This window comes from Streptomyces solicavernae, from assembly GCF_029968095.1.
In the GTDB taxonomy this organism is placed as follows: domain Bacteria; phylum Actinomycetota; class Actinomycetes; order Streptomycetales; family Streptomycetaceae; genus Streptomyces; species Streptomyces solicavernae.
The window spans coordinates 22,755-44,271 of sequence record NZ_JASCIR010000031.1; the positions used below are offsets into that span (position 1 = coordinate 22,755).

Annotated in this window: 19 protein-coding genes and 1 tRNA gene; 10 read left to right on the top strand and 10 right to left on the bottom strand. The window is 72.6% G+C overall.

The features are described from left to right. Positions 1 to 3: 3 nt before the first annotated feature. Together QIS99_RS26305 and QIS99_RS26310 are read right to left on the bottom strand one after the other, a co-directional pair. Positions 4 to 1,140 carry a serpin family protein gene (locus QIS99_RS26305; RefSeq protein ID WP_282516143.1) on the bottom strand — a complete coding sequence of 379 codons (1,137 nt, stop codon included), beginning with the start codon at positions 1,138 to 1,140 and terminating at the stop codon, positions 4 to 6. 232 nt (positions 1,141 to 1,372) lie between these two features. After that, on the bottom strand, positions 1,373 to 1,765 hold the full coding sequence (locus QIS99_RS26310) for a hypothetical protein (protein ID WP_282516144.1): 393 nt from the start codon (positions 1,763 to 1,765) through the stop codon (positions 1,373 to 1,375). Positions 1,766 to 2,034: 269 nt separating this feature from the next. On the opposite strand from QIS99_RS26310, the gene QIS99_RS26315 reads away from it, so the two are divergent. Next, on the top strand, positions 2,035 to 2,364 hold the full coding sequence (locus QIS99_RS26315) for an antibiotic biosynthesis monooxygenase family protein (RefSeq protein WP_282516145.1): 330 nt from the start codon (positions 2,035 to 2,037) through the stop codon (positions 2,362 to 2,364). A gap of 104 nt (positions 2,365 to 2,468) precedes the next feature. Beyond that, a complete protein-coding gene (locus QIS99_RS26320) occupies positions 2,469 to 2,960 on the top strand; it encodes a GNAT family N-acetyltransferase (protein ID WP_282516146.1) in 492 nt (163 codons plus the stop codon). Between the two features lie 122 nt (positions 2,961 to 3,082). Here the strand turns inward: QIS99_RS26320 and QIS99_RS26325 are convergent, their stop codons facing one another. Next, positions 3,083 to 5,143, bottom strand: a complete 2,061-nt coding sequence (locus QIS99_RS26325; protein WP_282516147.1) for an MDR family MFS transporter — start codon at positions 5,141 to 5,143, stop codon at positions 3,083 to 3,085. A gap of 500 nt (positions 5,144 to 5,643) precedes the next feature. Between QIS99_RS26325 and QIS99_RS26330 the strand changes: the two genes are divergently transcribed. Further along, positions 5,644 to 6,282 (top strand): peptidoglycan-binding domain-containing protein, encoded by a 639-nt coding sequence (locus QIS99_RS26330; protein WP_282516148.1) that lies wholly within the window; start codon positions 5,644 to 5,646, stop codon positions 6,280 to 6,282. A 201-nt stretch (positions 6,283 to 6,483) separates the two neighbouring features. Here the strand turns inward: QIS99_RS26330 and QIS99_RS26335 are convergent, their stop codons facing one another. Further along, a complete protein-coding gene (locus QIS99_RS26335; protein WP_282516149.1) occupies positions 6,484 to 7,161 on the bottom strand; it encodes an HAD-IA family hydrolase in 678 nt (225 codons plus the stop codon). Positions 7,162 to 7,498: 337 nt separating this feature from the next. Continuing rightward, entirely contained in the window at positions 7,499 to 8,089 is a 591-nt protein-coding gene (locus QIS99_RS26340; RefSeq protein WP_282516150.1) for a TMEM165/GDT1 family protein, read from the bottom strand. A 347-nt stretch (positions 8,090 to 8,436) separates the two neighbouring features. Between QIS99_RS26340 and QIS99_RS26345 the strand changes: the two genes are divergently transcribed. The 4 genes from QIS99_RS26345 (at position 8,437) to QIS99_RS26360 (ending at position 14,088) form a co-directional block, all read left to right on the top strand. Next, a complete protein-coding gene (locus QIS99_RS26345) occupies positions 8,437 to 9,123 on the top strand; it encodes an HNH endonuclease family protein (RefSeq protein WP_282516151.1) in 687 nt (228 codons plus the stop codon). Between the two features lie 185 nt (positions 9,124 to 9,308). After that, complete coding sequence (locus tag QIS99_RS26350) at positions 9,309 to 10,958, top strand: alkaline phosphatase D family protein (protein WP_282516152.1); 1,650 nt, start codon at positions 9,309 to 9,311, stop codon at positions 10,956 to 10,958. Positions 10,959 to 11,462: 504 nt separating this feature from the next. Further along, on the top strand, positions 11,463 to 13,586 hold the full coding sequence (locus QIS99_RS26355) for an FAD/NAD(P)-binding protein (protein WP_282516153.1): 2,124 nt from the start codon (positions 11,463 to 11,465) through the stop codon (positions 13,584 to 13,586). Positions 13,587 to 13,647: 61 nt separating this feature from the next. After that, entirely contained in the window at positions 13,648 to 14,088 is a 441-nt protein-coding gene (locus QIS99_RS26360; RefSeq protein ID WP_282516154.1) for a DoxX family protein, read from the top strand. Here QIS99_RS26360 and QIS99_RS26365 read toward each other — a convergent pair. Further along, positions 14,075 to 14,626, bottom strand: coding sequence for a superoxide dismutase family protein (locus QIS99_RS26365; protein WP_282516155.1), 552 nt, complete (start codon positions 14,624 to 14,626; stop codon positions 14,075 to 14,077). The genes QIS99_RS26360 and QIS99_RS26365 overlap by 14 nt on opposite strands. 218 nt (positions 14,627 to 14,844) lie before the next feature. Here QIS99_RS26365 and QIS99_RS26370 point away from each other — a divergent pair, with 218 nt between their 5' ends. After that, positions 14,845 to 15,468 (top strand): DedA family protein, encoded by a 624-nt coding sequence (locus tag QIS99_RS26370; RefSeq protein ID WP_282516156.1) that lies wholly within the window; start codon positions 14,845 to 14,847, stop codon positions 15,466 to 15,468. Between the two features lie 95 nt (positions 15,469 to 15,563). Here QIS99_RS26370 and QIS99_RS26375 read toward each other — a convergent pair whose 3' ends face one another. Further along, complete coding sequence (locus tag QIS99_RS26375) at positions 15,564 to 15,788, bottom strand: DUF2277 domain-containing protein (protein ID WP_282516157.1); 225 nt, start codon at positions 15,786 to 15,788, stop codon at positions 15,564 to 15,566. 126 nt (positions 15,789 to 15,914) lie between these two features. Between QIS99_RS26375 and QIS99_RS26380 the strand changes: the two genes are divergently transcribed. Continuing rightward, on the top strand, positions 15,915 to 16,277 hold the full coding sequence (locus QIS99_RS26380; RefSeq protein WP_282516158.1) for a hypothetical protein: 363 nt from the start codon (positions 15,915 to 15,917) through the stop codon (positions 16,275 to 16,277). A 4-nt stretch (positions 16,278 to 16,281) separates the two neighbouring features. Here the strand turns inward: QIS99_RS26380 and QIS99_RS26385 are convergent, their stop codons facing one another. The 3 genes from QIS99_RS26385 to QIS99_RS26395 form a co-directional block, all read right to left on the bottom strand. Further along, positions 16,282 to 16,908, bottom strand: a complete 627-nt coding sequence (locus QIS99_RS26385; protein WP_282516159.1) for a PadR family transcriptional regulator — start codon at positions 16,906 to 16,908, stop codon at positions 16,282 to 16,284. Between the two features lie 156 nt (positions 16,909 to 17,064). Next, complete coding sequence (locus QIS99_RS26390; RefSeq protein ID WP_282516160.1) at positions 17,065 to 19,113, bottom strand: NADPH-dependent 2,4-dienoyl-CoA reductase; 2,049 nt, start codon at positions 19,111 to 19,113, stop codon at positions 17,065 to 17,067. Positions 19,114 to 19,692: 579 nt separating this feature from the next. Beyond that, positions 19,693 to 19,764, bottom strand: a tRNA-Val gene (locus QIS99_RS26395). 201 nt (positions 19,765 to 19,965) lie between these two features. On the opposite strand from QIS99_RS26395, the gene QIS99_RS26400 reads away from it, so the two are divergent. Beyond that, complete coding sequence (locus tag QIS99_RS26400; RefSeq protein ID WP_282516161.1) at positions 19,966 to 21,381, top strand: hypothetical protein; 1,416 nt, start codon at positions 19,966 to 19,968, stop codon at positions 21,379 to 21,381. The last annotated feature ends 136 nt before the right edge of the window (positions 21,382 to 21,517 follow it).

Here is a 21,517-nt window from a genome sequence, read left to right on the forward strand (position 1 = left end):
CGGTCAGCTCTCCGGGTCCGTCGGGACCTGTGCCTGCCAGGCGGTGAACAGCGGGACCGTGCCGCTGCCGTCGAGGACGACTATGCCGAAGGGCCGGTCGTACGCGATGAGTTCGGTGGGCTCGGACGGGCGGTGGGCACCGGCCCCGCGCATCGCGACGACCGTCGCCGCGGCCGCCTCCACGCCCTGCTCGGCGACCTTGACCACCGTCTCCTGCACGACCTGCGAGACGGCGATCTCCTCCGGCGAGAGCCCGGAGAAGTCGGCAGAGGCGAGGAACGCCTGCCGTATGCCCAGCTCCTCCAGGTGCCGCACAGCCTCGACAGTGGTGCGCAGCGACAGCTTCGGCAGGGCGACGCGGACCGCGCCCGCGTCGATCCGGCGGCGCTGCTCGGCGGGCGCCCAGGCCAGGGGCAGCACCTGGGCGGGCTCCGCTCCGGGCGCCCCGAGCACGAACCGCACCTTGGCGGCGGCCGACGGGACCGCTGCGGGACCGGCCGACTCGGGCGGTGCGCAGGCCAGCTCCACGACGCGCGCGTCACCACCCGTGGACGTCACGTCCCAGGCCTGGCCCGGCGGCACCGGGCCGTGCATCGTCGCGACCTCGTGCTGCCGCCCGGACGCGTCGGCGAACGGCTTCGGCCGGGTCGTCGGCGCTTCGAACGGAAGGGCCCAACGCGCCTTGAGCGCCAGGGCGTTGACGAGGACCAGCTGCATGGCCTCGGTGATCCGCACCGGGAGCCGGGGCACGAGCCCGCCGGTCGCACGGTCCACCCACGCGTCGATCTCGTCCGGGTCCATCGGTCCGAAGCCGATGTCGGGCAGCGCCTCGCGGTAGGCGCGGTAGACCGGAAGTCGGCTCCACACGCCCGTGGCCACCGCCAGGGCCTCCGTGCCGGCCAGGGCCCGGGCGCCCTCGGTCACCGCGGCGGACGCCTCCTCGCCGGCGGCCCCGAGCAGCACGCGCAATTCCTCCGCCGTGCGGCCCCGCGCGCCCGCGGCGACGGACGCGAGGGCCAGCCACAGGCCCGTGGGTGAACACGCGAAGTCCGCGTCGCCGCCGCCCAGGTGCGGCAGCCAGCGCTCGGCGAGGCGACGCACCTCTGCTGCCGGCAGCGCCTTCTCGATCTGCTCGGTCATGACTCATCCCCCGTTCGTCGTCGATGACTTGGTCGGTCTGGTCGAAGACTTGCCGCCAAGTATGCAGGGACCCACTGACAATCGGCCGGGCCGCAGGTCAGACGGGTCAGCAGGGGTTCAGGAGGCCGTGGGAGGAGGCGGGCGGTGGCGGGTGGTGGTGGGTGGTGGTGGGTGGTGGTGGTAGGTGGCAGTGGGTGGTGGTGGGCCGCCCGTCCGGACTGCCTCGGCGGAGTCAGGCCTCGTGGTGGAATCCCACGTTCACGCTCCGAGGCCCGGTCCGGTCCTCGATGATCACTTCGCCGGAGCCCCCCGCGGGCAGCGGCGCGCTTCCGCCGTACGGCAGGTCCTGGGTGACGCCGCCGCTCGCGAGGCGGACCCGCGAGGACGGGTCCGGGTGCGAGCCCTTCAGCCACGTCACGCTCCACGTCAGGTCCGCGGCGCAGCGGAACTCCAGGTGGGCGCGGGACACGAACAGCCAGTCCTCGGGCGGTACGAGACGGCAGACGGCACTGTCGCGGCCCACACGCAGTACGGCGCCCGGCGCGCTGTCCTCGTCGGCCATGAGCATGCCCGCCGTCGCGCCGGCGTCCGCCGCCGAGACCGAGGCCATGGTGAGTTCGAGCACGTACGACTCCTTCAAGTCGCGGTGTCCTCCCGGGAGTCGGGAGGCTCGACCGGATCGGGACGCGGTGGGGCGCGCCGCCGCATGATAGGTCGCGGCCAGACCCCGCGTACGTGACCCGGGACACACGAACGACCGGCCGCACGCGCGGAGACGACCGGCCGCACGCGCGGAAGCGGGCGGCGCGGTGCGTGTGGCGGCGGGCGGGCGCGTGCGGCAGGCGGGTGGACGGGGTGCGGGGGCGCGCGAGGCTCGTGCGAGAGGATGGGCCCATGAGCATCGTGAAGATCAACGCCCTGACCGTGCCGCAGGAGCAGCGCGAGGTCCTGGAGAAGCGCTTCGCCTCCCGCGCGGGCGCCGTGGAGAGCGCCGACGGCTTCGAGTGGTTCGAGCTCCTCAAGCCGCTGGAGGGCACCGACCAGTACCTGGTGTACACGCGCTGGCGCGACGAGGCCGCGTTCCAGGCCTGGATGGAGGGTCCGATGAAGGCCGCTCACCAGGGTGGCGGCGGAGAGGGCGGCGAACGCCCGAAGCCCGCGGCGACCGGTTCGACGGTGTGGACGTTCGAGGTCGTCCAGCAGGCCCCGCCGAAGCGGGCCTGAGCCGTCCGAGCCGCCCGTACCTCCTGAGCGCCCTCAGGACTCCGTTATCCCGTTATCCCGTAATCCCGTTGCACGCGCGCGTGCAACGGGCCGAGCATCGGGCCATGCCTTCCTGGACCGTCAGGCCCGAGCCGTACGACTCCGCCACCGCGGCCGCGCTCTGGCGCGCGTACTACACCGAGGTGAGCGACCGCTGGTACGTACGCGAGACCGGGCGCCGCACCCCGCCCGACGAGCTGGAGCGCGGTGTCACGGTGGAGACCGGCGCCGATCTCGCGCCGCCCGCCGGCACGCTCCTCGTCGGCCGGTACGGGGGGCTGCCGGGCGCGAGTGCGGGGCTGCGGCTCCTCGGCGCCGGGCGGGCGGAGCTGACCCGGGTGTACGTGGACGACGCGTTGCGCGCCACCGGCGGCGGCGCGGCCCTGATGGCGGCCGTCGAGCGCTCCGCGCGGGGTCTCGGGGCGCGTGAGCTGGTGCTCGACACCCGCCTCGACCTGGTGGAGGCCCGCGCCCTCTACACCCGGCACGGCTTCCGGGAGATCCCGGCGTACGCCACCGGCCCGTACAGCGAGATCTGGTACGGCAAACACCTCTGACAGGGCCGCGCCGCTGGCCGACCGAGCGCACGAACACCCGCAGTACGCGCGTGTGAAGACGGCCCCGCGTGAGCGAAAACCCGCACCACGCGCGTGTGCGGGCGGCCGCGCGCCGGCCGTTCTCATCGCCGCCCCGCCCGCTGTTTCTCGATCGCCGTCATCACCCCGTCGTGCGGGCGTTCGCTGTCGGAGCCGCACAGTTCCGTGTTCAGCTCCTCCACGAGCTGTGCCAGGTCCGTGGGGCGGTCCGGGCCCCACCAGTCGCCGAGGAGTTCGGCCAGGGACTCCTCGCGGGCCCTGGCGAGGCGGCCGGCGACCTCGCGCCCGGTGTCCGTGAGGACGAGGACCAGGCCTTCGCGCAGGGCCAGATGCCGCTCCTCCACCTGCCGGGCGGCGGCCTGGACCACGGGCAGGGGCACGGCGCTGTGCTCGGCGAGCCGGGCCGGTTCCACGACCCCGTACCGCTGGATGCGCAGCACCAGCCAGCTCGCGGCCGGGAGCAGGTCGTACCCCGCGCGTGCGGTGATTTTCTTGTAGATCTCCTTGCGGCCCTCGCGCGTGCCGAGAACCGACAGGGCGCGCATCACCTCGTCGTGCGAAGACCGCTCGACGGGGTTGCTGGCCAGGGTCTCGGTGATCTCCGGCGCGGTGACCGAGCCGCGCAGCCGGTCCTCCTTGAGCAGCCAGGACAGCGCGAACGCGACGAGGGCGACCGGCGCGGCGTACAGGAAGACATCGGTGATCGCCGAGGAATAGGCCTGCAGCGCCAACGGGCGGACTTCGGGCGGGAGTTGGGTCATGGCCCGCGGGTCGGCCTCCAGACCGGCGACCGTGCCGGGCGGCAGAGCCTGGCCGGTGAGGGCGGCGGTGAGCTTGTCGTCGAGGCGATTCGCGAAGATCGTGCCGAAGATCGCCACACCGAACGAGGCGCCGATGGAGCGGAAGAAGGTGGCGCCGGAGGTGGCGACGCCCAGGTCCTCGTACGAGACGGCGTTCTGCACGATCAGGACGAGGACCTGCATGACCAGGCCGAGGCCGAGTCCGAAGACGAAGAAGTAGCCGCTCATCTCCACAGTGGAGCTGGTCTCCCTGAGCTGGTGCAGGAGCAGCAGGCCGAGCGTGGTGACGGCGGTGCCGAGGACCGGGAAGACCTTCCAGCGGCCGGTGCGGCTGACGATCTGGCCGGAGACGGTGGACGAGAGCAGCAGGCCGAGCACCATGGGCAGCATGTGGACGCCCGACATGGTCGGCGACACACCGTGCACGACCTGCAGGAACGTCGGCAGGTAGGTCATCGCGCCGAACATCGCGAAGCCGACGACGAAGCTGATCACCGCGGACAGGGTGAACGTACGGATCCGGAACAGCTTCAGCGGAAGCACCGGCTCCGCAGCTCTGCGCTCCACCGCGACGAACGCCACGAGCAGTACTACGGCGAGCACCGCGAGGCCGATGATCTGCGCCGAGCTCCAGGCCCAGGTGGTGCCGCCGAGGGAGGCGACGAGCACCAGGCAGGTGGCGACGGAGGCGATCAGGACCGTGCCCAGGTAATCGATGACGTGCCGCTGCGAGCGGACCGGGATGTGCAGCGCGGCGGCGATGACGAGGAGCGCGACGACGCCGATGGGCAGATTGACGTAGAACACCCAGCGCCAGGAGAGGTGGTCGACGAAGAGCCCGCCGAGCAGCGGCCCGAGCACGCTCGTCGCGCCGAAGACGGCGCCGAACAGGCCCTGGTACTTGCCGCGTTCGCGGGGCGGCACGAGGTCGCCGACGATCGCCATCGACAGCACCATCAGGCCACCGCCACCGAGGCCCTGCAGCGCGCGGAAGCCGATGAGCTGCGGCATGTTCTGCGCCATCCCGCAGAGCGCGGAGCCGATCAGGAAGATCACGATGGCGGTCTGGAAGAGCTTCTTCCGGCCGAACTGGTCACCGAGCTTGCCCCAGAGCGGGGTGGCTGCGGTCGCGGCCAGCATGTACGCGGTGACCACCCAGGACAGGTGCTTCATACCGCCCAGTTCGCTGACGATCGTCGGCAGCGCCGTGGACACGATGGTCTGGTCGAGCGCGGCGAGCAGCATGCCGAGCAGCAGCGCTCCGATGGACACGAGCACGCTCCCGTGGCCGTGCTTGCCGGGTGTCGCCGGGAGCGCGCCGCCCCCCTGGTCCGTCGTCGTCATCGGCGCCTCCTCAGGCCGCTACGGCGCAGCCGCCGCCGGCGGGTCCCCCGTACGGGGCCCGCCGCACCTTCCATCGTGGTCGGTTCGGCCGGTTATGGCCTGTCGAGGGGGTGCGGCGGCCGCTGTGGCTGAGGAACGCCCTGGGCGGCGCGGCCGGGGCGCTGCATAATCGCCCCCGGACCGCCTTGGCGCAGGAGCGCCGGGGAACTGGGGAGGGGGACCCTACGGTGAGCGCACTCACCTGCCCGCAGTGCGGTACGCCCAGGACCGCGGGCGGCGGCCCGGCCTGCGGCTGCGGACGGCGCGCGGCGGACGCGCTCCGCGAGACCCGCACGGCGGAGGCGGCCGCCGCCGAGGACTTCGACCTGCTGCGGCTGCGGCCCTATGTGTCGTTAGCGGAACCGACGGGTCCAACGGCCGCTATGGAAGCGGAAGTTCCGGCCCACGTATCGCTACCGTCGGCCACGCCGCCTCCGCCGAAGGCACCGGGGCCACCGAAAATGCCCGAGACGACGGAGACGCCGAAGCCCCCGGAGTCCCCGAAGCCCCCGGAGTTCCCGGAGTTCCCGGACCACGCCCATGTGACCCGACCGGCGCGCCCGACCCGCCGCACCCGCGGCTCTCGTCCGAGCCGCACCACCCTCCTGACCACCGCGGCCGCAGCCCTGGCCGTGGTCGCCGTGACGGTCACGGCGAGCGGGCTGTTCTCCGCCGGGCCCGACCAGGAACACGCGCTCCCGGACCACCGCACGACGCCCCCGGCCCCGCCTCGTACGACGACGCAGGCCCCGGCCCGTACGCACACGCCGCCCGAGTCGCCGAAGGCCGCCGCCACCGCCTCGCGTTCCGGAGCGGAGCGGCCCTCCCGCTCCGGGCCCCCGACGCGTACCGCGCCTGCGGTGCTGCGGGCGGGCGACGAGGGCCCGGAGGTGCGGGAGCTGCAGGACCGGCTCAGGCAGCGGTACTTCTACGCGGGCCCGACGCACGGGAGTTACGACGTCCTGGTCGAGGACGCGGTCGCGCGCTACCAGTACGCGGAGGGGGTTGAGGGCGACCCGCAGGGCGTGTACGGCCCGGCTACGCGCAGGGCGCTGGAGGCCGAGACGACGGAACCGAGCGGGGCGGGCCAGTCCCGTTGACGGACGTCCGGACTGATGGACCTACGGGCTGACGGGCGTACGGACTGACGGGCGTACGGACTGACGGGCGTACGAACTGACGGACGTACGGACTGACGGACGTACGGAAAGCGCCACACGCGCGGGGTTCGGCCCGAGCCTTCACCAGGCATCACGCGCTGCACGTTCAGCTCGCGGAAACGCGCACATGTACGGGCGGATTCAGCCCTCGAAAACGCGCACCTGAAGCGTCCCCGACCCGTCCCCCGTCGCCTGGACGGTGATCTGGTTCAGGTCCATGACGTGGGCGTCGGGTGTGAACGCCGCCGCGCGGGGGCCCACGCCCACGACGCGCATGCCGGCCGCGCGCCCGGCGGTGATGCCGGCTTCGGAGTCCTCGAAGACGATGCAGTCGGCGGGGTCGACACCGAGTTCGGCGGCGCCCTTCAGGAAGCCCTCGGGATCCGGCTTGCTCGCGCCCACGGACTCGGCGGTCACCTGGACGAGGGGCAGGTCGAGCCCGGCAGCGCCCATGCGGGCCTTGGCGAGTTCGGTGTCGGCCGAGGTGACCAGGGCGTGCGGCAGGGAGGCGAGGGAGGACATGAAGGCGGCGGCCCCGCCGATCGGGACGACGCCTTCGACGTCGGCGGTCTCCTGGGCGAGCATCTCGCGGTTCTCCGCGTAGTTCTCGGCCATGGGGCGGCCGGGCAGCAGGACGGCCATGGAGGCGTAGCCCTGGCGGCCGTGGACGACCTTGATGACCTCGTCGAAGTCGAGGCCGTGCCGCTCGGACCAGCGGCGCCAGCAGCGCTCCACCACGGCGTCGGAGTTGACCAGCGTGCCGTCCATGTCGAGCAGGAGCGCGCGGGCGGTCAGAACGGTGGTGGGCGTGGCCGTCATCGGCAGGCTCCTGGGCGGGGCGGGGAAAGAATCAAAGGGCCCCGCCCGCCGGTCAGGGAGAACAGGCGGGAACCACTTTGTTCCTGCACGATACAAAACGAGACGGTCCCGCGCCACCGCCCTGCCCGATTCCGGCACCGCCCACCTCGCGAACGCACCGAAATCCACCGCAGCGCGGCACCGGGAACCACCGCACGCGCGGCGCCAGGGAACCGCCCCACGCGCGGTGCCGAAACCCACCCCACGCGCGGCGCCGAAACCCACCCCACGCGCGGCGCCGAAAACCACCCCACGCGCGGCGCCGCCCACACACCCCCACCAGCGGCCCAAAAGACCGTCACTCACCTCGCGGCGCCACGGCCTCGTACAGGCTGAATCCCGCGAGGGCGAGCATCACCATCGCGGCGACCTTGGTGACGAGCCGCAGTGGTACGCGCCGCATGAGCGCCTGACCCCCGACGATCCCGATCCCGGCGACCGTCCACAGCGCGAGCACCGCGCCCAGGCCGACCGAGAGCGGATCCTCGTACCGGGCCGCGAGGTTGGCCGTCATGATCTGCGTGAGATCGCCGAACTCGGCGACCAGGATCAGCATGAAGCCTGCGCCGGAGACCTTCCAGAAGCCCTGGTTCTCGGGCTGCCTGATGCGCTCCTCGTCCTCGTCCTTCTTCATCAGCAGGATCAGCGCGCCGCCGAGGAAGAGCACACCGGTGAGCGCCTGGAGGAGCCGGTGGGGCAGCAGCGTGAGGACGCTGCCCGCCGCGATGGCGAGCGCGACGTGCACCAGAAAGGCGGCGGCGACCCCGGCGAAGACGTACGAGGCACGGTAGCGCGTGCCGAGTACGAGTCCGGCGAGCGCCGTCTTGTCGGGGAGCTCGGCGAGGAAGACGACGCCGAAGACGAGCGCCGTGACGCTGAAGCTGATCAAGGTTCCTCAATCGGTCGGGCCGCCCGCCGAGACGTGGCCGCACGCGACGGCACCTCGGCACGACAGCGGTCCCTCCAGCCTACGGGACCCCCTCGTCAGTACCTCCTCAGCACCTCGTCGGCAGCCGTTACACCTGATATCCGCGTATTTATCCGGCCAAGCATCAACTCCCGTACCGCCACACCCTCGTGACGATCCGGCACGTTCCGACACGATCCGGCAGACCTCTTGATGTGCACGTGCCATTGACGCGACCCTGTCACTCGGCGCTCACCCCACGGAAACCCCGGAGCGCCAGCATGGCTTGGCCCGAATCGGCCAACACCCCCCACCTCAAGGGAGTTCGCATGTCAGGTGTCTACGCGCGTCGACGCACCGCCGCGCACCGCAGCCCCCTCCTCGGCCGCCGCCGGATCGCCCTCCTCGCCTCCGCCGCGGGTCTGGTCACGGCCACGGCGCTGCTGACCGGCACACCCGCACAGGCCGCCCCGCCCACCCCGGTCGACGCGGCCACCGCCCGTGCATACCTGGGCGAGCTGACCGAGCAGGCCGAGGGTTCCTCGGACGGCTACAGCCGCGACAAGTTCCCGCACTGGAGCACCCAGGAGGGCGCCTGCAACACCCGCGAGGTGGTCCTCAAGCGCGACGGCGAGGACGTCGAGCAGGACTCCAGCTGCGCGGCCACCTCCGGCAGCTGGTTCTCCGAGTACGACGGCGAGACCTGGACGGCGTCCGGCGACGTCGACATCGACCACGTCGTCCCGCTCTCCGAGGGCTGGAAGTCCGGCGCGTCCTCCTGGACCACGGCCGAGCGCGAGAGCTTCGCCAACGACCTGACCCGGCCGCAGCTGATAGCCGTCACCGACAACGTCAACCAGTCCAAGGGCGACCGGGACCCCGCGGAGTGGCTGCCGCCGGAGTCCTCGTACAACTGCATGTACGCGCGGATGTGGGTGGACGTGAAGCACCACTACGACATGACCGTCGACTCCGCCGAGAAGCAGGCCCTGGAGGGCATCCTCAACGGCTGCTGAACCAGGTCCTTTGAACCAGGTCCTGAAACCAGGTCCTGAACCAAGTCGTGGCCCGAATCATGAACCAAGTCCTGCATCGGTTCCTGATTCGGTTCCCGCAACGGTTGCTGACCTGCAACAGAGGGAACCTCCCCACTTCCCTCCGTCGTTCCGTACCGTACGGGGCGACGGAGGAGAGTGATCGCATGGCCGGGCTGCGTCTGGGGCCGCTGCTGCGCTACGTGGACGGGGAGACGGCGACCGTCTGGGTCGAGTCGGACCGGCCCTGCACGGCCGAGGTGCGCTGCGCCGACGGCGCGAAGGGCTCGACGCACACGTTCCGGATCGCCGGGCACCACTACGCGCTGATCCCGGTCGAGGGTCTTGCGCCGGGCACGGAGACGGCGTACGAGGTGCTGCTCGACGGCGACCGCGTGTGGCCGCTCGACGACTCGCCCTTCCCGCCGTCCACGATCCGCACGCCCGCGCGTCCGACGGAGGACCTGCGGGTCTCGTTCGGCTCCTGCCGCTGGGCGATCTCCCCGACCGGCGAGAAGGACCCGATGGGCCCGGACGCCCTGGACACCCTGGCCGTGCGGCTCGCCGCCGACCCGGAGGCGCGGCGGCCGGACGTCCTGGTGCTGCTCGGCGACCAGGTGTACGCGGACATGACGTCCCAGGCGACCCGACGCTGGCTCGCCGAGCGCCGCGACCTGAGCGAACCCCCGGGCAATCAGGTCGCCGACTACGAGGAGTACGCCCACCTCTACGACGAGTCCTGGCTCGACCCGGAGGTGCGCTGGCTGCTCTCCACGGTGCCCAGCTGCATGATCTTCGACGACCACGACGTGATCGACGACTGGAACACCAGTGCCGCCTGGGTCGCCGAGATGCGGGCGACGCCGTGGTGGAACGAACGCATCCGCAGTGGGCTGATGTCGTACTGGGTCTACCAGCACCTGGGCAATCTCCCGCCCTCCGAGCTCGACTCCGACCCGGTCTACGCGGCGGTCCGCGCGAGCGCCGACGGCACGGACGCGCTGCGCGCCTTCGCCGCACGCGCGGACGAGAATCCCGCGAGCACCCGCTGGAGCTACCGGCGCGACTTCGGCCGCGTACGCCTGCTGATGATCGACACCCGGGCGGCGCGGGTCCTGGACGAGTCGGGGCGGGCGATGCTCGACGCGGACGAGGCGCGCTGGCTGCGCGACCAGGCCCTGGACGCGCCCGGCTCCTACGACCACCTGCTGATCGGCACCTCGCTGCCCTGGCTGCTTCCGCACCTCGTGCACGACGTGGAGGGCTGGAACGCGGCCCTCGCGCGCGGTGAACGCGGCCCGCGCTGGGCGAGGTTCGCGGAGGACTTGCGCCGCCGCAGCGACTTGGAGCACTGGCCCGCGTTCCCGGAGTCGTTCGCCGCGCTGACCGAGCTGATCGCGGAGGCGGGCAGCGGGCCCGACGCCCCGGCCTCGGTCTGCGTCCTCTCCGGCGACGTGCACCACGCGTACGTGGCGGAGCCGAGCTGGCCGCGTGGCGAGGGGCCGCGGTCGGACGTGCGGGTGCTCCAGCTGACCTGTTCGCCGATGCACAACTCCATCCACGTGGCGATACGGCTCGGCTTCCGCTTCGGCTGGAGCCGGGCCGGGCGGGCCCTCGGCCGTCGCTTCGCCCGGCACGGCCGCACGGCCCGTACGAAGGTCGACTGGCGCAGGACGGACGGCCCGTGGTTCGGCAACCACCTCATGACGCTGACGCTGCGCGGACGTTCGGGGAAGCTGGCCCTGGACCGGGCACGCGCGGTGCGGGACGGGTCGGCGCGGCTGGAGCGGGTGCGGGACTCGGTCATCTCGGAGTGACAGGTTCCGCGTGCGGACGCCGTGGTCCCGGGCGCGACGCCGGTTCCGGGTGCGGAGCTCGCGGTTGCAGGTGCAGAGGCCGCGGTTCCGAGGGCGGAACCCGCAGTTCCGGGCGCGGAGCCCGCGGTTCCGGGCGCGGAGCCCGCAGTTCCGGGCGCGGAGCCCGCGGTTCCGGGCGCGGAGCCCGCGGTTCCGGGCGCGGAGCCCGCAGTTCCGGGCGCGGAGCCCGCGGTTCCGGGCGCGGAGCCCGCGGTTCCGCGTACGTCCGCGAACGGAGTCCACGAACGGAGTCCGCGTACAGCGTCCACGTACAGAGCGTGCCCAGGGCTGGCGTGATCCGGCCCACACCGGCGGGGGTTGGCTCGTCCAGGGGTTCGACAGAGCCTGATCCGGCGGCATGATGAGCCGGACGATCCGCTTCCAGCACACCGGTCACGCCGGTGGCAGCGGGCAGCGGTGGTCGCAGGAGCCTCATTTCGCCCATCCGCCCCGGGAGTTACACCTTTGTCCGCGACTGCACATCTCTCCGTCGCCGTCGTCGGCGCGGGGCCGCGTGGCACCAGCGTCCTGGAACGGCTGTGCGCGTCGGCCCCGGAACTCCTGCCTCCGGGCGCCCTGCTCACGGTGCACATGGTCGACCCGGCGCCGCCGGGCGCGGGCCAGGTGTGGCGGACCGGGCAGTCGGACGAGCTTCTGATGAACACCGTCGCCCCCCAGGTCACCCTGTTCACCGACCCGAGCGTGACCTGCGAAGGACCGATACGCCGGGGGCCGAGCCTGTACGAGTGGGCGTCCGCGCACCCCGAGGCGCTGGACGGCCCCCTGGGCCCGGACGCGTACCCGACCCGCGCGCAGTACGGCCGCTACCTGGAGTGGGTCTTCGCCGAGGTGCTGCGCCGGGCCCCGGAGCAGGTCCGAGTCAAGGTCCACCGGGCCCGCGCGATCCGCCTCACGGAAGAGCCCGCCCACCCCACGGAAGAGCCCGCCGACCTCACGAGGGAACCCGTCCCCCTCAAGAACGAGGCCCCCCACCCCACAGAAGAGCCCGCCGACCTCAAGCACGAGCCCGCCGACCTCACGGAAGAGCCCGTTCCCCTCACGGACCACGCCGGCCACCTGCCCCGTACGACCGCCACCGCCCACGTCCCCCGCCAGCGCCACGGCGACACCCCGCCGCCCCGCCCTCCCGGCCAGCGCCTCGTCCTCTCCGACGGCACCGAACTCACCGGCCTGGACGCCGTCGTCCTCGCCCAGGGGCACCTTCCGGCCACCGGCGGCGCGGCGCAGCGGCGGCTCGCGGACCATGCGCTCCGCCACGGCCTGCGGTACGTCCAGCCCGCCAACCCGGCCGACCTGGACCTGTCGTCCGTGGAGCCCGGGGCCCCGGTGCTGCTGCGCGGGCTCGGCCTCAACTTCTTCGACCACATGGCCCTGTTGACCTCGGGCCGCGGCGGCCGCTTCGTCGCCGGCCCGGACGGTCTCGGCTACCTGCCGTCGGGCCGGGAGCCCCAGCTGTACGCGGGCTCGCGGCGCGGAGTCCCGTACCAGGCGCGTGGCGACAACGAGAAGGGCGCGTACGGCAGGCACGAGCCGCTGGTGCTCACCGGCACCGTGATCGAGGGCTTCCGCAAGCGTGCCGCCGACGGCGATCCGCCGGACTTCCTCGCCGAGATCTGGCCCCTGGTCGCGAAGGAGGTCGAGACGGTCCACTACGAGGCCCGGCTGCGCGCCGAAGGCCGGTCCACGGAGGTGTTCCGGGAGCGCTTCCTCGGCTCGGCGCACGGCTCGGAGCAGGAGGCGGCCGTACTCGACGCCTTCGGCTTCGGGCCGGCCGGACGCTGGTCCTGGGAGCGCGTCGCCCGCCCGTACGACGGGGTGGAGTTCGCCGGTCCGGAGGAATTCCGCGGCCGGCTGCTCGGGCAGCTGCGCGCGGACGCCGCCGAGGCCGCGCTCGGCAATGTGTCAGGTCCGGTCAAGGCGGCGCTCGACGTGCTGCGGGACCTGCGCAACGAGCTGCGCCTGGTCGTGGACCACCGGGGCATCGGCGGCCGTTCGCGGCGCGAGCACCTGGACCGCTGGTACACGCCCCTGAACGCGTTCCTGTCCATCGGGCCGCCGCGCCGCCGCATCGAGGAGATGACGGCGCTCGTGGCGGCGGGGGTGCTCCACGTGGTCGGCCCGCGCATGGAGGTGCGCGCCGAGGCGGACGGGTTTGTGGCGCACTCCCCCGATGTGCCGGGTTCCACGGTGCGCGCGACCACGATGATCGAGGCGCGCCTTCCGGAAGCGGATCTTCGGCGTACGGGCGACGCACTGCTCGCGGAGCTGCTCGCCTCGGGTGGGTGCAGGCCCCATGTGGTCGACGACTATGAGACGGGTGGTCTCGATGTGACGCCGCGCCCCTACCGGGTCGTGGACCGCCTCGGCAGGCCGCACCCCGGGCGGTTCGCGGTGGGCGTCCCCACGGAGGGTGTGCACTGGGTGACGGCGGCGGGAGCGCGGCCGGGCGTCGACTCGGTGACGCTGTCGGACGCGGACGCGGTGGCGCGTGCGGCGCTGCGGACCGCCTCGGGAGCGGAAGCGGAACGCGGAGAACGGCCAGATGTTGAACTTGCAAGTATTGATTAGGTCTGCCTAACGTAGAGCCTCCGATCGGTTGCCGTCCCCGACCGAACGAAGGAGTCCCCCAATGAACGACCGCCTCGACAGGGCACAGCCATACGCCCTGGGGCTGTTCCGCATCGTGATCGGCCTGCTCTACACCTGCCACGGCGTCTCGAAGCTCTTCGGCGTCCTCGGCGGCCAGACGACGGACCCCGTCAGCTGGCCCGGCGGAATCTCGGCGCTGATCGAGGTCGTCTGCGGCACGCTGGTGATGATCGGCCTCGGCACCCGCGCGGCCGCGTTCCTCGCCTCCGGCGCGATGGCGTACGCGTACTTCACGGTGCACCAGCCGATGGGCCTGTGGCCACTGGAGAACACCGGTGAGAGCGCCGCCCTGTTCTGCTGGGCGTTCCTGCTGATCGTCTTCACCGGCTCCGGGGCCTTCGGCCTCGACCGGCTCATCGGCCGCGGTGCCGGCGCGGCCGACAAGTCCGCCAGGACCGAGGCCGACCTCACGCCCGTGTAGGCGCGAACGGCACGCTGAAGCACGCCAACCGGTCTCCTGCACCGCCCTGTTCGCGGTGCAGGACGACCGAGGCGGCCTCCCCGGGGCGGAAGTTCCAGCCGTGCCGGGCGGCCGCCGCCCCGTGCCCCCGGACGTCCGTGGTGAAGTCCAGCCACACCTCGTTGTACGGATTCACATACGCCGGGTCCGTGGACGGCTGCACCGGATCCTTGCGGTGCTGGTAGTGACCGCCCGCGTCCTCGGGCCGCGCGCCGCACGGCTTCTGGTGCACATGCACGCCGTACGCGCGGTTCGGTTTCAGGCCGTCGACCGTCAGCGTCACCGCGTTGCCCGGGTCCTCCGCGACCTGCACCACCTGGATGTGCGCCCCCGCGGGCACCAGTTCCATGTCGTACGTCTTCGCGTCCGACGGCACGAACGCGTTCGGCGGCGCGAAGTCCGCCTCCGCGCGCACCACCTCGACGTCGCCCGCGACCGGGCCGCCGCCCGTCATCAACACCGCCGCCGCAGTCGCCGCGGCGACCATCCCTGCCACCATCACCCTGCTCCTCTCGGTTCGCTACCTCTCGTTCGTACGGGAACGCGGCGCCGCGTGTCGCTCCGGAAGCGGCACGCGGGTGAACGCTCGCCGAGGCGTACGAGAAGTGCGCCCCGGGGGCGAGGAGCACCCGCCGGAATCCTCCCGAAGTGCCAGGCGTACGCTGTACAGCTGTCCGACGGGAAAGGGCCGTCCGACGGGACTCGCGGGAGCAATGGGTGCTGGAGAGTGTGGGGTCGCTGACCGGCAGCCCGTGGATCTACGCCGTCATCGCCGCCTCCATCGTTCTGGACGTCTTCCTGCCGCTGCTGCCCAGCGGGCTCCTGGTGGTCACGGCCGCCACCGCCGCGGCCGCCGGCTCCGGCGCCGCGGGCGCCGCCGCCGACCGGATGGCGCACCAGGTCCCGGACCTGCTGCTGCTCGGCACCTGCGCGGCGCTCGCCTCGGTCCTCGGCGACCTGGTCGCGTACCGCGTGGCCTGGCGCGGCGGCGCGCGCTTGGACCGCGTGATCGCCCGCTCCCGCCGCCTCAGCAGCGCACAGGAACGCCTCGGCGCCGCGCTCGCCAAGGGCGGTGGCGCGCTGGTCGTCGTCGCCCGCTTCGCGCCCGCGGGCCGTTCCGTGGTCTCGCTCGGCGCGGGCGCCGCACACCGCGCGATCGGCGAGTTCCTGCCCTGGTCCCTGACGGCCGGGGTGGCCTGGGCCGCGTACAGCGTCGGGCTCGGCTGGTTCGGCGGGCAGTGGCTCGGCGCGGGCTGGCTCGCCACGGGCGTCTCGCTGGCCGCACTCTTCGCGGCGGGCACGGGCGCGGCGTGCCTGGTGCGCCGTCCGCGCACGCACTGACCTGCTCCGGCCTCGCACGCACTGACGCGCTCCGGCCTCGCACGCACTGACCCGCACGGGACGGCTGATCCGATCCGCGCGGACGGGCTGCTCGGTTACGGGGCCTGTCTCTGGCCGCGTACAACCAGTCCGTCGAGGAGTTCCCGGGTCGCGAGGGCGACCGCGTCCACGGCCTGGTCGAACACCTCGCGGTTGTGGGCCGCGGGCGCGTGGAACCCGGACACCTTGCGGACGTACTGCAAGGCGGCGGCGCGCATGTCGTCCTCGGTGGCCTCCTCGGGCATGGCCGGCGGGCGGAGGGTCTTGATGCTTCGGCACATACGCACAGTCTGGTCCGCGGCGCCTCCCGGGACCAGTGCCCCGGCGAAAGTGAGGAACACACGTTCGGGTGGTCTTGCGGCGAGGAACCTCGCTTCCGAAATTCGAACAGGCGTAGCATTGCGGTCGTGGCTGAGACCTTTGAATTCCCCGAAGACCTCCTCGCAGGTCAGGAGGAGCTGCATCAGGTCCGGGCCGAGCTTCTGGCTCTGCTCAAGCGGCTCCCCTGGTCGGTCACGCCCCTCGACGGCTTCATTGACATAGCCGGCTGGCGCAAGGTGGAGCGTCCCGCCTCCCCGGGCTGGAGCGCCGACGAGCAGGCGGAGGTGGAGAAACTCCGGCAGCGGGAGCGGGAGTTGGCGGTGTTCGTCACCTGCCATCGGCACTGGGGCGCGTTCTCCGGCCCCGAGCTCGTCGACGGCCGGATGCGCCTCAAGCACATACGGGACGCGGCGGCCGGGGCGGGGGCAGGCGCGGGCGCGGGCGCCTGAGCGTTCAGCCCTCCGCGGGGCCTTCCGGACGGCGGTCCGGAAGCTGATCCAGCTGATCCAGCTGATCCAGCTGGACCGGCTGGACCGGCGCCTGCTCCGGCAGCCGCTCCATGGCGTCGAGGGCCTCGGTGATCCAGCCGATCCAGAACGTCTCCAGCTCGATGCCGCCGCGCAGCACCAGATGGCGCAGCCGGTCCTGCGCACCGTCCCGCCCGGCCGGGAAGTCCCGCTCCTCGATCTGCTCGTACTCCTTCAACTGTTCCTGATGCAGGGCGAGATGGCGGTGCAGCTCGGCCTCAAGCCCCTGCGGGCCGACCACGGCGGCGGCGCGCATCCGCAGCAGCAGCGCGGAGCGGATCGGCTTCGGGTCCTCCTCCCTGGCGACCCAGGCGGTGAGTTCCGCACGCCCCGCGGGCAGCACCTCGTACGCCTTGCGCTGCCCGCGGGTCGGCTGCGGTGACGGCAGGACACGGATCAGTCCGGCGTCCTCCAGCTTGCCGAGCTCGCGATAGATCTGCTGATGCGTGGCGGACCAGAAGTACCCGATGGACTTGTCGAAACGGCGAGTCAGTTCGAGGCCTGACGAGGGCTTCTCCAGAAGGGCGGTGAGGATGGCGTGCGGCAGGGACATGTCCGCATCCTATGGAGGGTCAGGGCGCTGATATCAGCCCGTCCGGCGTTCGCGGACGAGCCCGCAGGGCGATCGACGGCAACCGGGTCGACGGTGCGGGACCTCGTCCGGAAGTACCGCCGGCTACGCCTGCGCCGCCAGCTCCGTACCCTTCGGCTACACCCGCGCCGCCAGCTCCGTGCCCTGCTTGATCGCCCGCTTCGCGTCCAGCTCGGCGGCCACGTCGGCACCCCCGATGACGTGCACGGACTGGCCCGCGGCGCGCAGCGCGTCGTACAGCTCGCGGCGCGGCTCCTGGCCGGCGCAGAGGACCACGGTGTCCACGTCGAGCACCTGGGTGTCGCCGTCGACGGTGACGTGCAGGCCCGCGTCGTCGATCCGCTCGTAGGACACCCCGGCGACCATCGTCACGCCGCGGTGGCGCAGTTCGGTGCGGTGGATCCAGCCGGTGGTCTTGCCGAGCCCGGCGCCGACCTTGCTGGCCTTGCGCTGCAACAGGTGCACCTGGCGCGGCGGCTCGGACCGCTCGGGTGCGCGCAGCCCGCCGCGGTCGCGGTAGTCCATGTCGACGCCCCACTGCGCGAAGTACGTCGCCGGGTCCAGGCTCGCCTGCTCACCGCCGTCGGTCAGGAACTCGGCGACGTCGAAGCCGATGCCGCCCGCGCCGACGATCGCGACGCGCTCGCCCACCTTGGCCCCGTCCCGCAGCACGTCCAGATAGCTGAGCACGCGCGGGTGGTCGACGCCCGGGATCTCCGGGGTGCGCGGGCTGACGCCGGTGGCGATCACGATCTCGTCGTACGTGGTGCCATACGCGCCGGAGGTCAGCTCGTCGGCGGTGACGCGGGTGTTCAACCGGACGTCCACGCCCCGGAGTTCGAGCTGGGTGCGGAAGTAGCGGATCGTCTCGTCGAACTCCTCCTTGCCCGGGACCTTGCGGGCCAGGTTGAGCTGGCCGCCGATCCGGTCCGCGGCGTCGAAGAGGGTGACCTCGTGCCCGCGCTCGGCGGCCGACACGGCGAAGGCGAGCCCGGCGGGCCCGGCACCGACCACGCCGACGCGCTTGCGGCGCGGGATCTCGGTGATCGGTTCGAGGACCAGCTCGGTCTCGTGGCAGGCCCGCGGGTTCACCAGGCAGGAGGTGATCTGCAGGCTGAAAGTGTGGTCCAGGCAGGCCTGGTTGCAGCCGATGCAGGTGTTGATGGCCTCGGCGCGGTCCGCGCGCGCCTTCGCCACGAACTCCGGGTCGGCGAGGAACGGCCGGGCGAGCGAGACCAGGTCGGCGTGCCCGTCGGCCAGCAACTGCTCGGCCACCTCAGGGGTGTTGATGCGGTTGCTGGTGACCAGCGGCACCGACACCGCACCCATGACCTTCTTCGTCACCCAGGCGTACGCGCCGCGCGGCACGGACGTCGCGATGGTGGGGATGCGCGCCTCGTGCCAGCCGATGCCGGTGTTGATGATGGTGGCGCCCGCCGCCTCGATCTCCTTGGCGAGGGCGACGACCTCGTCGAAGGTCGAGCCGCCCGGCATCAGGTCGAGCATGGAGAGCCGGTAGATCAGGATGAAGTCCGGCCCGACCCGCTCCCTGGTCCGCCGCACGATCTCGACGGGGAACCGGATCCGGTTCTCGTACGAGCCGCCCCAGCGGTCGGTGCGGTGGTTGGTGGCGGCGACGATGAACTCGTTGAGGAGATAGCCCTCGGAGCCCATGATCTCGACACCGTCGTACCCGGCCTCCTTGGCGAGCCCGGCGGCCCGCACGAAGTCCTCGACGGTCTGCTCGACCTCGGTCTCCGTCAGCTCGTTCGGTACGAAGGGGCTGATCGGCGCCTGGAGCGGGCTGGGTGCGACCAGGTCCTCGTGGTAGGCGTACCGCCCGAAGTGCAGGATCTGCATGGCGATCCGGCCGCCCGCCGCGTGCACGGCCTCGGTGACGACGGCGTGCTGCGCGACCTCGTCGGCGGTGGTCAGCTTGGCCCCGCCCGCCCACGGCCGGCCCGCCTCGTTCGGGGCGATCCCGCCGGTCACGATGAGCCCGGCGCCGCCGCGCGCCCGCTCCGCGTAGAAGGCCGCCATCCGCTCGAAGCCGCGCTCGGCCTCTTCGAGCCCGACGTGCATCGAGCCCATGATCACGCGGTTGGGCAGGGTGGTGAACCCGAGGTCGAGGGGCCGCAGCAGGTGCGGGTACGGGCTCTGGCTCATCGGGGCCTCCTGATGGGGTGCGGTCGAGCTTGTTGTAACCCATCGGAAGACTGTTCTGCAACAAGTTGCATAAGACTGTGGCGCACCCGTCAGAGCCGCTCGGCCGGTGATGCGGGGTACGCACGAAGTCGCGCCACAGCCGCACGCTCGACCCGGTCACCCCGGGGAACAGATAGTTCCGGCGCTGCTCGATCCTGGCGATCTCGGCCAGCGCCCCGGGAGACACCCCCCGCGTTCTCCGACCGCGCCACCCGCCTCAGCGCTCCTGGCGTCCGAACCCCCTGCTCGACGCGGACCTTCCCCGGCCGCCTACGCGGCACGGCCCTTTCCGTCGGCCGCCTTGCGGCTCTCGGTCGTCATGAGGCGAGCCGGCCACGTCAACGGCCTTACGGGCACCGGGATTTCGGGCCCCGTGAGCGGTACGCCCGCGCGGATGCGCACAGCAGTAATGCGGCAGTAAGGCGGCAGTAATACGGCAGTAGGGCACCAGCAGGACAGAGCCGCGGGAGCAGTAAGGCCCTCCGGAGATCTCCGGAGGGCCTTGCCGAGTGACCGGGCTGGTCCGTCGTACGGACCCGGTGGGCGCGGACGGTTTCGAACCGCCGACATTCGCCTTGTAAGGGCGACGCTCTACCCCTGAGCTACGCGCCCTGGACACAAGTCGACAGCCTACCTTGCCGAACGCACTGCCCTGCAAACGCCCAGAGGCCCGACCTGCCCTGCACAGCAGGAACGGCAGTGTGCGGGTGAACTGAACGGCCCGTGTCATCGTCTTCATCGGGTGGGAGAATGGCTGCCCGGCCACCGCCGGGAACTGTCCCTGGCCGGCGGACGACAGCACGGGAGTGAGAAGTGACGGCGACACCACCGCAGCCGTACGCGCAGCAGGTCGCCCCTCGCCCCTCACGACGCCCGGGTCCACGCCGGGCCGGAGCGCTGCGGGACGTGGCCGGACTCGTCCTGCTGCCGTTGCCGTTGCTCGCGGCGTGCGCGGCCGTGCTGCCCGCCGCCTTCGCCGGGGGCGGGACGCGGCGCTGGTTCGGCGGGCGGGGCGAGAGCGCGCGGGCCGAGGCGCAGGCCGCCAAGGACGCGGCGGCGGAGGCGTTCTACGAACTCGACACCGCCCAGCGGGACCTGCGGATCTCGATCGAGACCATCACGGCCGTCGACAGCTCCCCCGCCGCCCGCCGGGTCGCCGCCGACTTCGACGCGCTCGGCCGCCGGATCGACGAGGTCAGCCACCGCTACATCACGGCGGTCGACGCCCACGACCTGGACCGGGACGACCTGGAGGCCTCGGCCGCGAGCCGGGCGAGGGCCGAACTGACCGGCGCCAGGGACGAGTTGGTGCGGGTGAAGCAGGAGCTCGACCGGTTCGGGCAGAGCCTCGGCGCGCTGCTCGACAAGGCGGAGACACAGCTGGCCCGGCTTGCCCCGGCGGTCGAGCGGGCCCGGCAGGCGCTGCTCGCGGCGAGCACCGCACTGGACGCGGTACGGGGCTCGGGGCTGCGCGCCGACGACCTGGCGGCGCGGCTCGCCGCGCTCGGCCCGGAGCTGACCAAGCTCAACCAGGGCGCGGGGCAGCACGGCGTGCCCGAGACGCTGCAGCGCGCCGACCGGGTACTGCGGGACGCGGAGGCCGTACGCGCGGAGGCGGATCGGCTGCCGGAGCGGGCCGCGGAGACGGACCGGCGCCTGGTGTCGCTGCGGACCCGCGCGCAGGCGCTGACCACGCGGTCGGCGCAGGTCGAGCCGGTCCTGAGCGAGCTGCGGCGGCGGTTCACGGCGGCCTGCTGGCAGGACCTGCAGTCGGTGCCGGAGCAGGCGGCGGACGCGGTCAAGCAGGCCGAGCTGAAGCTGGCCGAGGCCCGCAAGGCGCGCGACGAGCAGCGCTGGCCGGACGCCACGGCCCTGCTGAGCACGGTGCGGGCCCTGCTGAACTCCACCGACGAGGCGGTCTCGGCGGCGGGCGAGCGGCTGCGGCAGCTGAACGCCGTGGCGAAGGACCCGCAGCAGGAGATCGAGCGGACCCGTTTCGCGATCCGGGACGCGCAGCGCCTCGCGATGGCCGGCCGCAGCACCCCCGACCCGCGGCACGCCCGCCCGCTCGACGGCGCGGTCGCCCGCCTGGAGCGTGCCGTCGGCACCCTGGAGGAGGGCCGGCACCCGGACTACTGGCACTTCCTCACGGAGACGGAGGCGGTGCGGAGCACGGTGGCCGGGGTGGTCACGCAGATCCGGCAGGACCGGGGCGGCGCGGGGGCGTGACCCGGCGCCCGGTACGGCGTACTGCACCCGCGTACCCGGCGCGATGTGGCATGAGCGGCCGAGGAGGCGGATCCTGGTAGCACGCGGGTGCTGATCGGCGCCCGCGTGCCGCAGGTCTCCGGAACGGAGCGGAGCC

Bases quoted from the DNA above. Each gene is read 5' to 3' on its own strand.
- QIS99_RS26305 (WP_282516143.1), bottom strand. From the start codon at position 1,140: ATGACCGAGCAGATCGAGAAGGCGCTGCCGGCAGCAGAGGTGCGTCGC.
- QIS99_RS26315 (WP_282516145.1), top strand. From the start codon at position 2,035: ATGAGCATCGTGAAGATCAACGCCCTGACCGTGCCGCAGGAGCAGCGC.
- QIS99_RS26320 (WP_282516146.1), top strand. From the start codon at position 2,469: ATGCCTTCCTGGACCGTCAGGCCCGAGCCGTACGACTCCGCCACCGCG.
- QIS99_RS26325 (WP_282516147.1), bottom strand. From the start codon at position 5,143: ATGACGACGACGGACCAGGGGGGCGGCGCGCTCCCGGCGACACCCGGC.
- QIS99_RS26330 (WP_282516148.1), top strand. From the start codon at position 5,644: ATGCCCGAGACGACGGAGACGCCGAAGCCCCCGGAGTCCCCGAAGCCC.
- QIS99_RS26335 (WP_282516149.1), bottom strand. From the start codon at position 7,161: ATGACGGCCACGCCCACCACCGTTCTGACCGCCCGCGCGCTCCTGCTC.
- QIS99_RS26345 (WP_282516151.1), top strand. From the start codon at position 8,437: ATGTCAGGTGTCTACGCGCGTCGACGCACCGCCGCGCACCGCAGCCCC.
- QIS99_RS26350 (WP_282516152.1), top strand. From the start codon at position 9,309: ATGGCCGGGCTGCGTCTGGGGCCGCTGCTGCGCTACGTGGACGGGGAG.
- QIS99_RS26360 (WP_282516154.1), top strand. From the start codon at position 13,648: ATGAACGACCGCCTCGACAGGGCACAGCCATACGCCCTGGGGCTGTTC.
- QIS99_RS26365 (WP_282516155.1), bottom strand. From the start codon at position 14,626: ATGGTGGCAGGGATGGTCGCCGCGGCGACTGCGGCGGCGGTGTTGATG.
- QIS99_RS26375 (WP_282516157.1), bottom strand. From the start codon at position 15,788: ATGTGCCGAAGCATCAAGACCCTCCGCCCGCCGGCCATGCCCGAGGAG.
- QIS99_RS26385 (WP_282516159.1), bottom strand. From the start codon at position 16,908: ATGTCCCTGCCGCACGCCATCCTCACCGCCCTTCTGGAGAAGCCCTCG.
- QIS99_RS26390 (WP_282516160.1), bottom strand. From the start codon at position 19,113: ATGAGCCAGAGCCCGTACCCGCACCTGCTGCGGCCCCTCGACCTCGGG.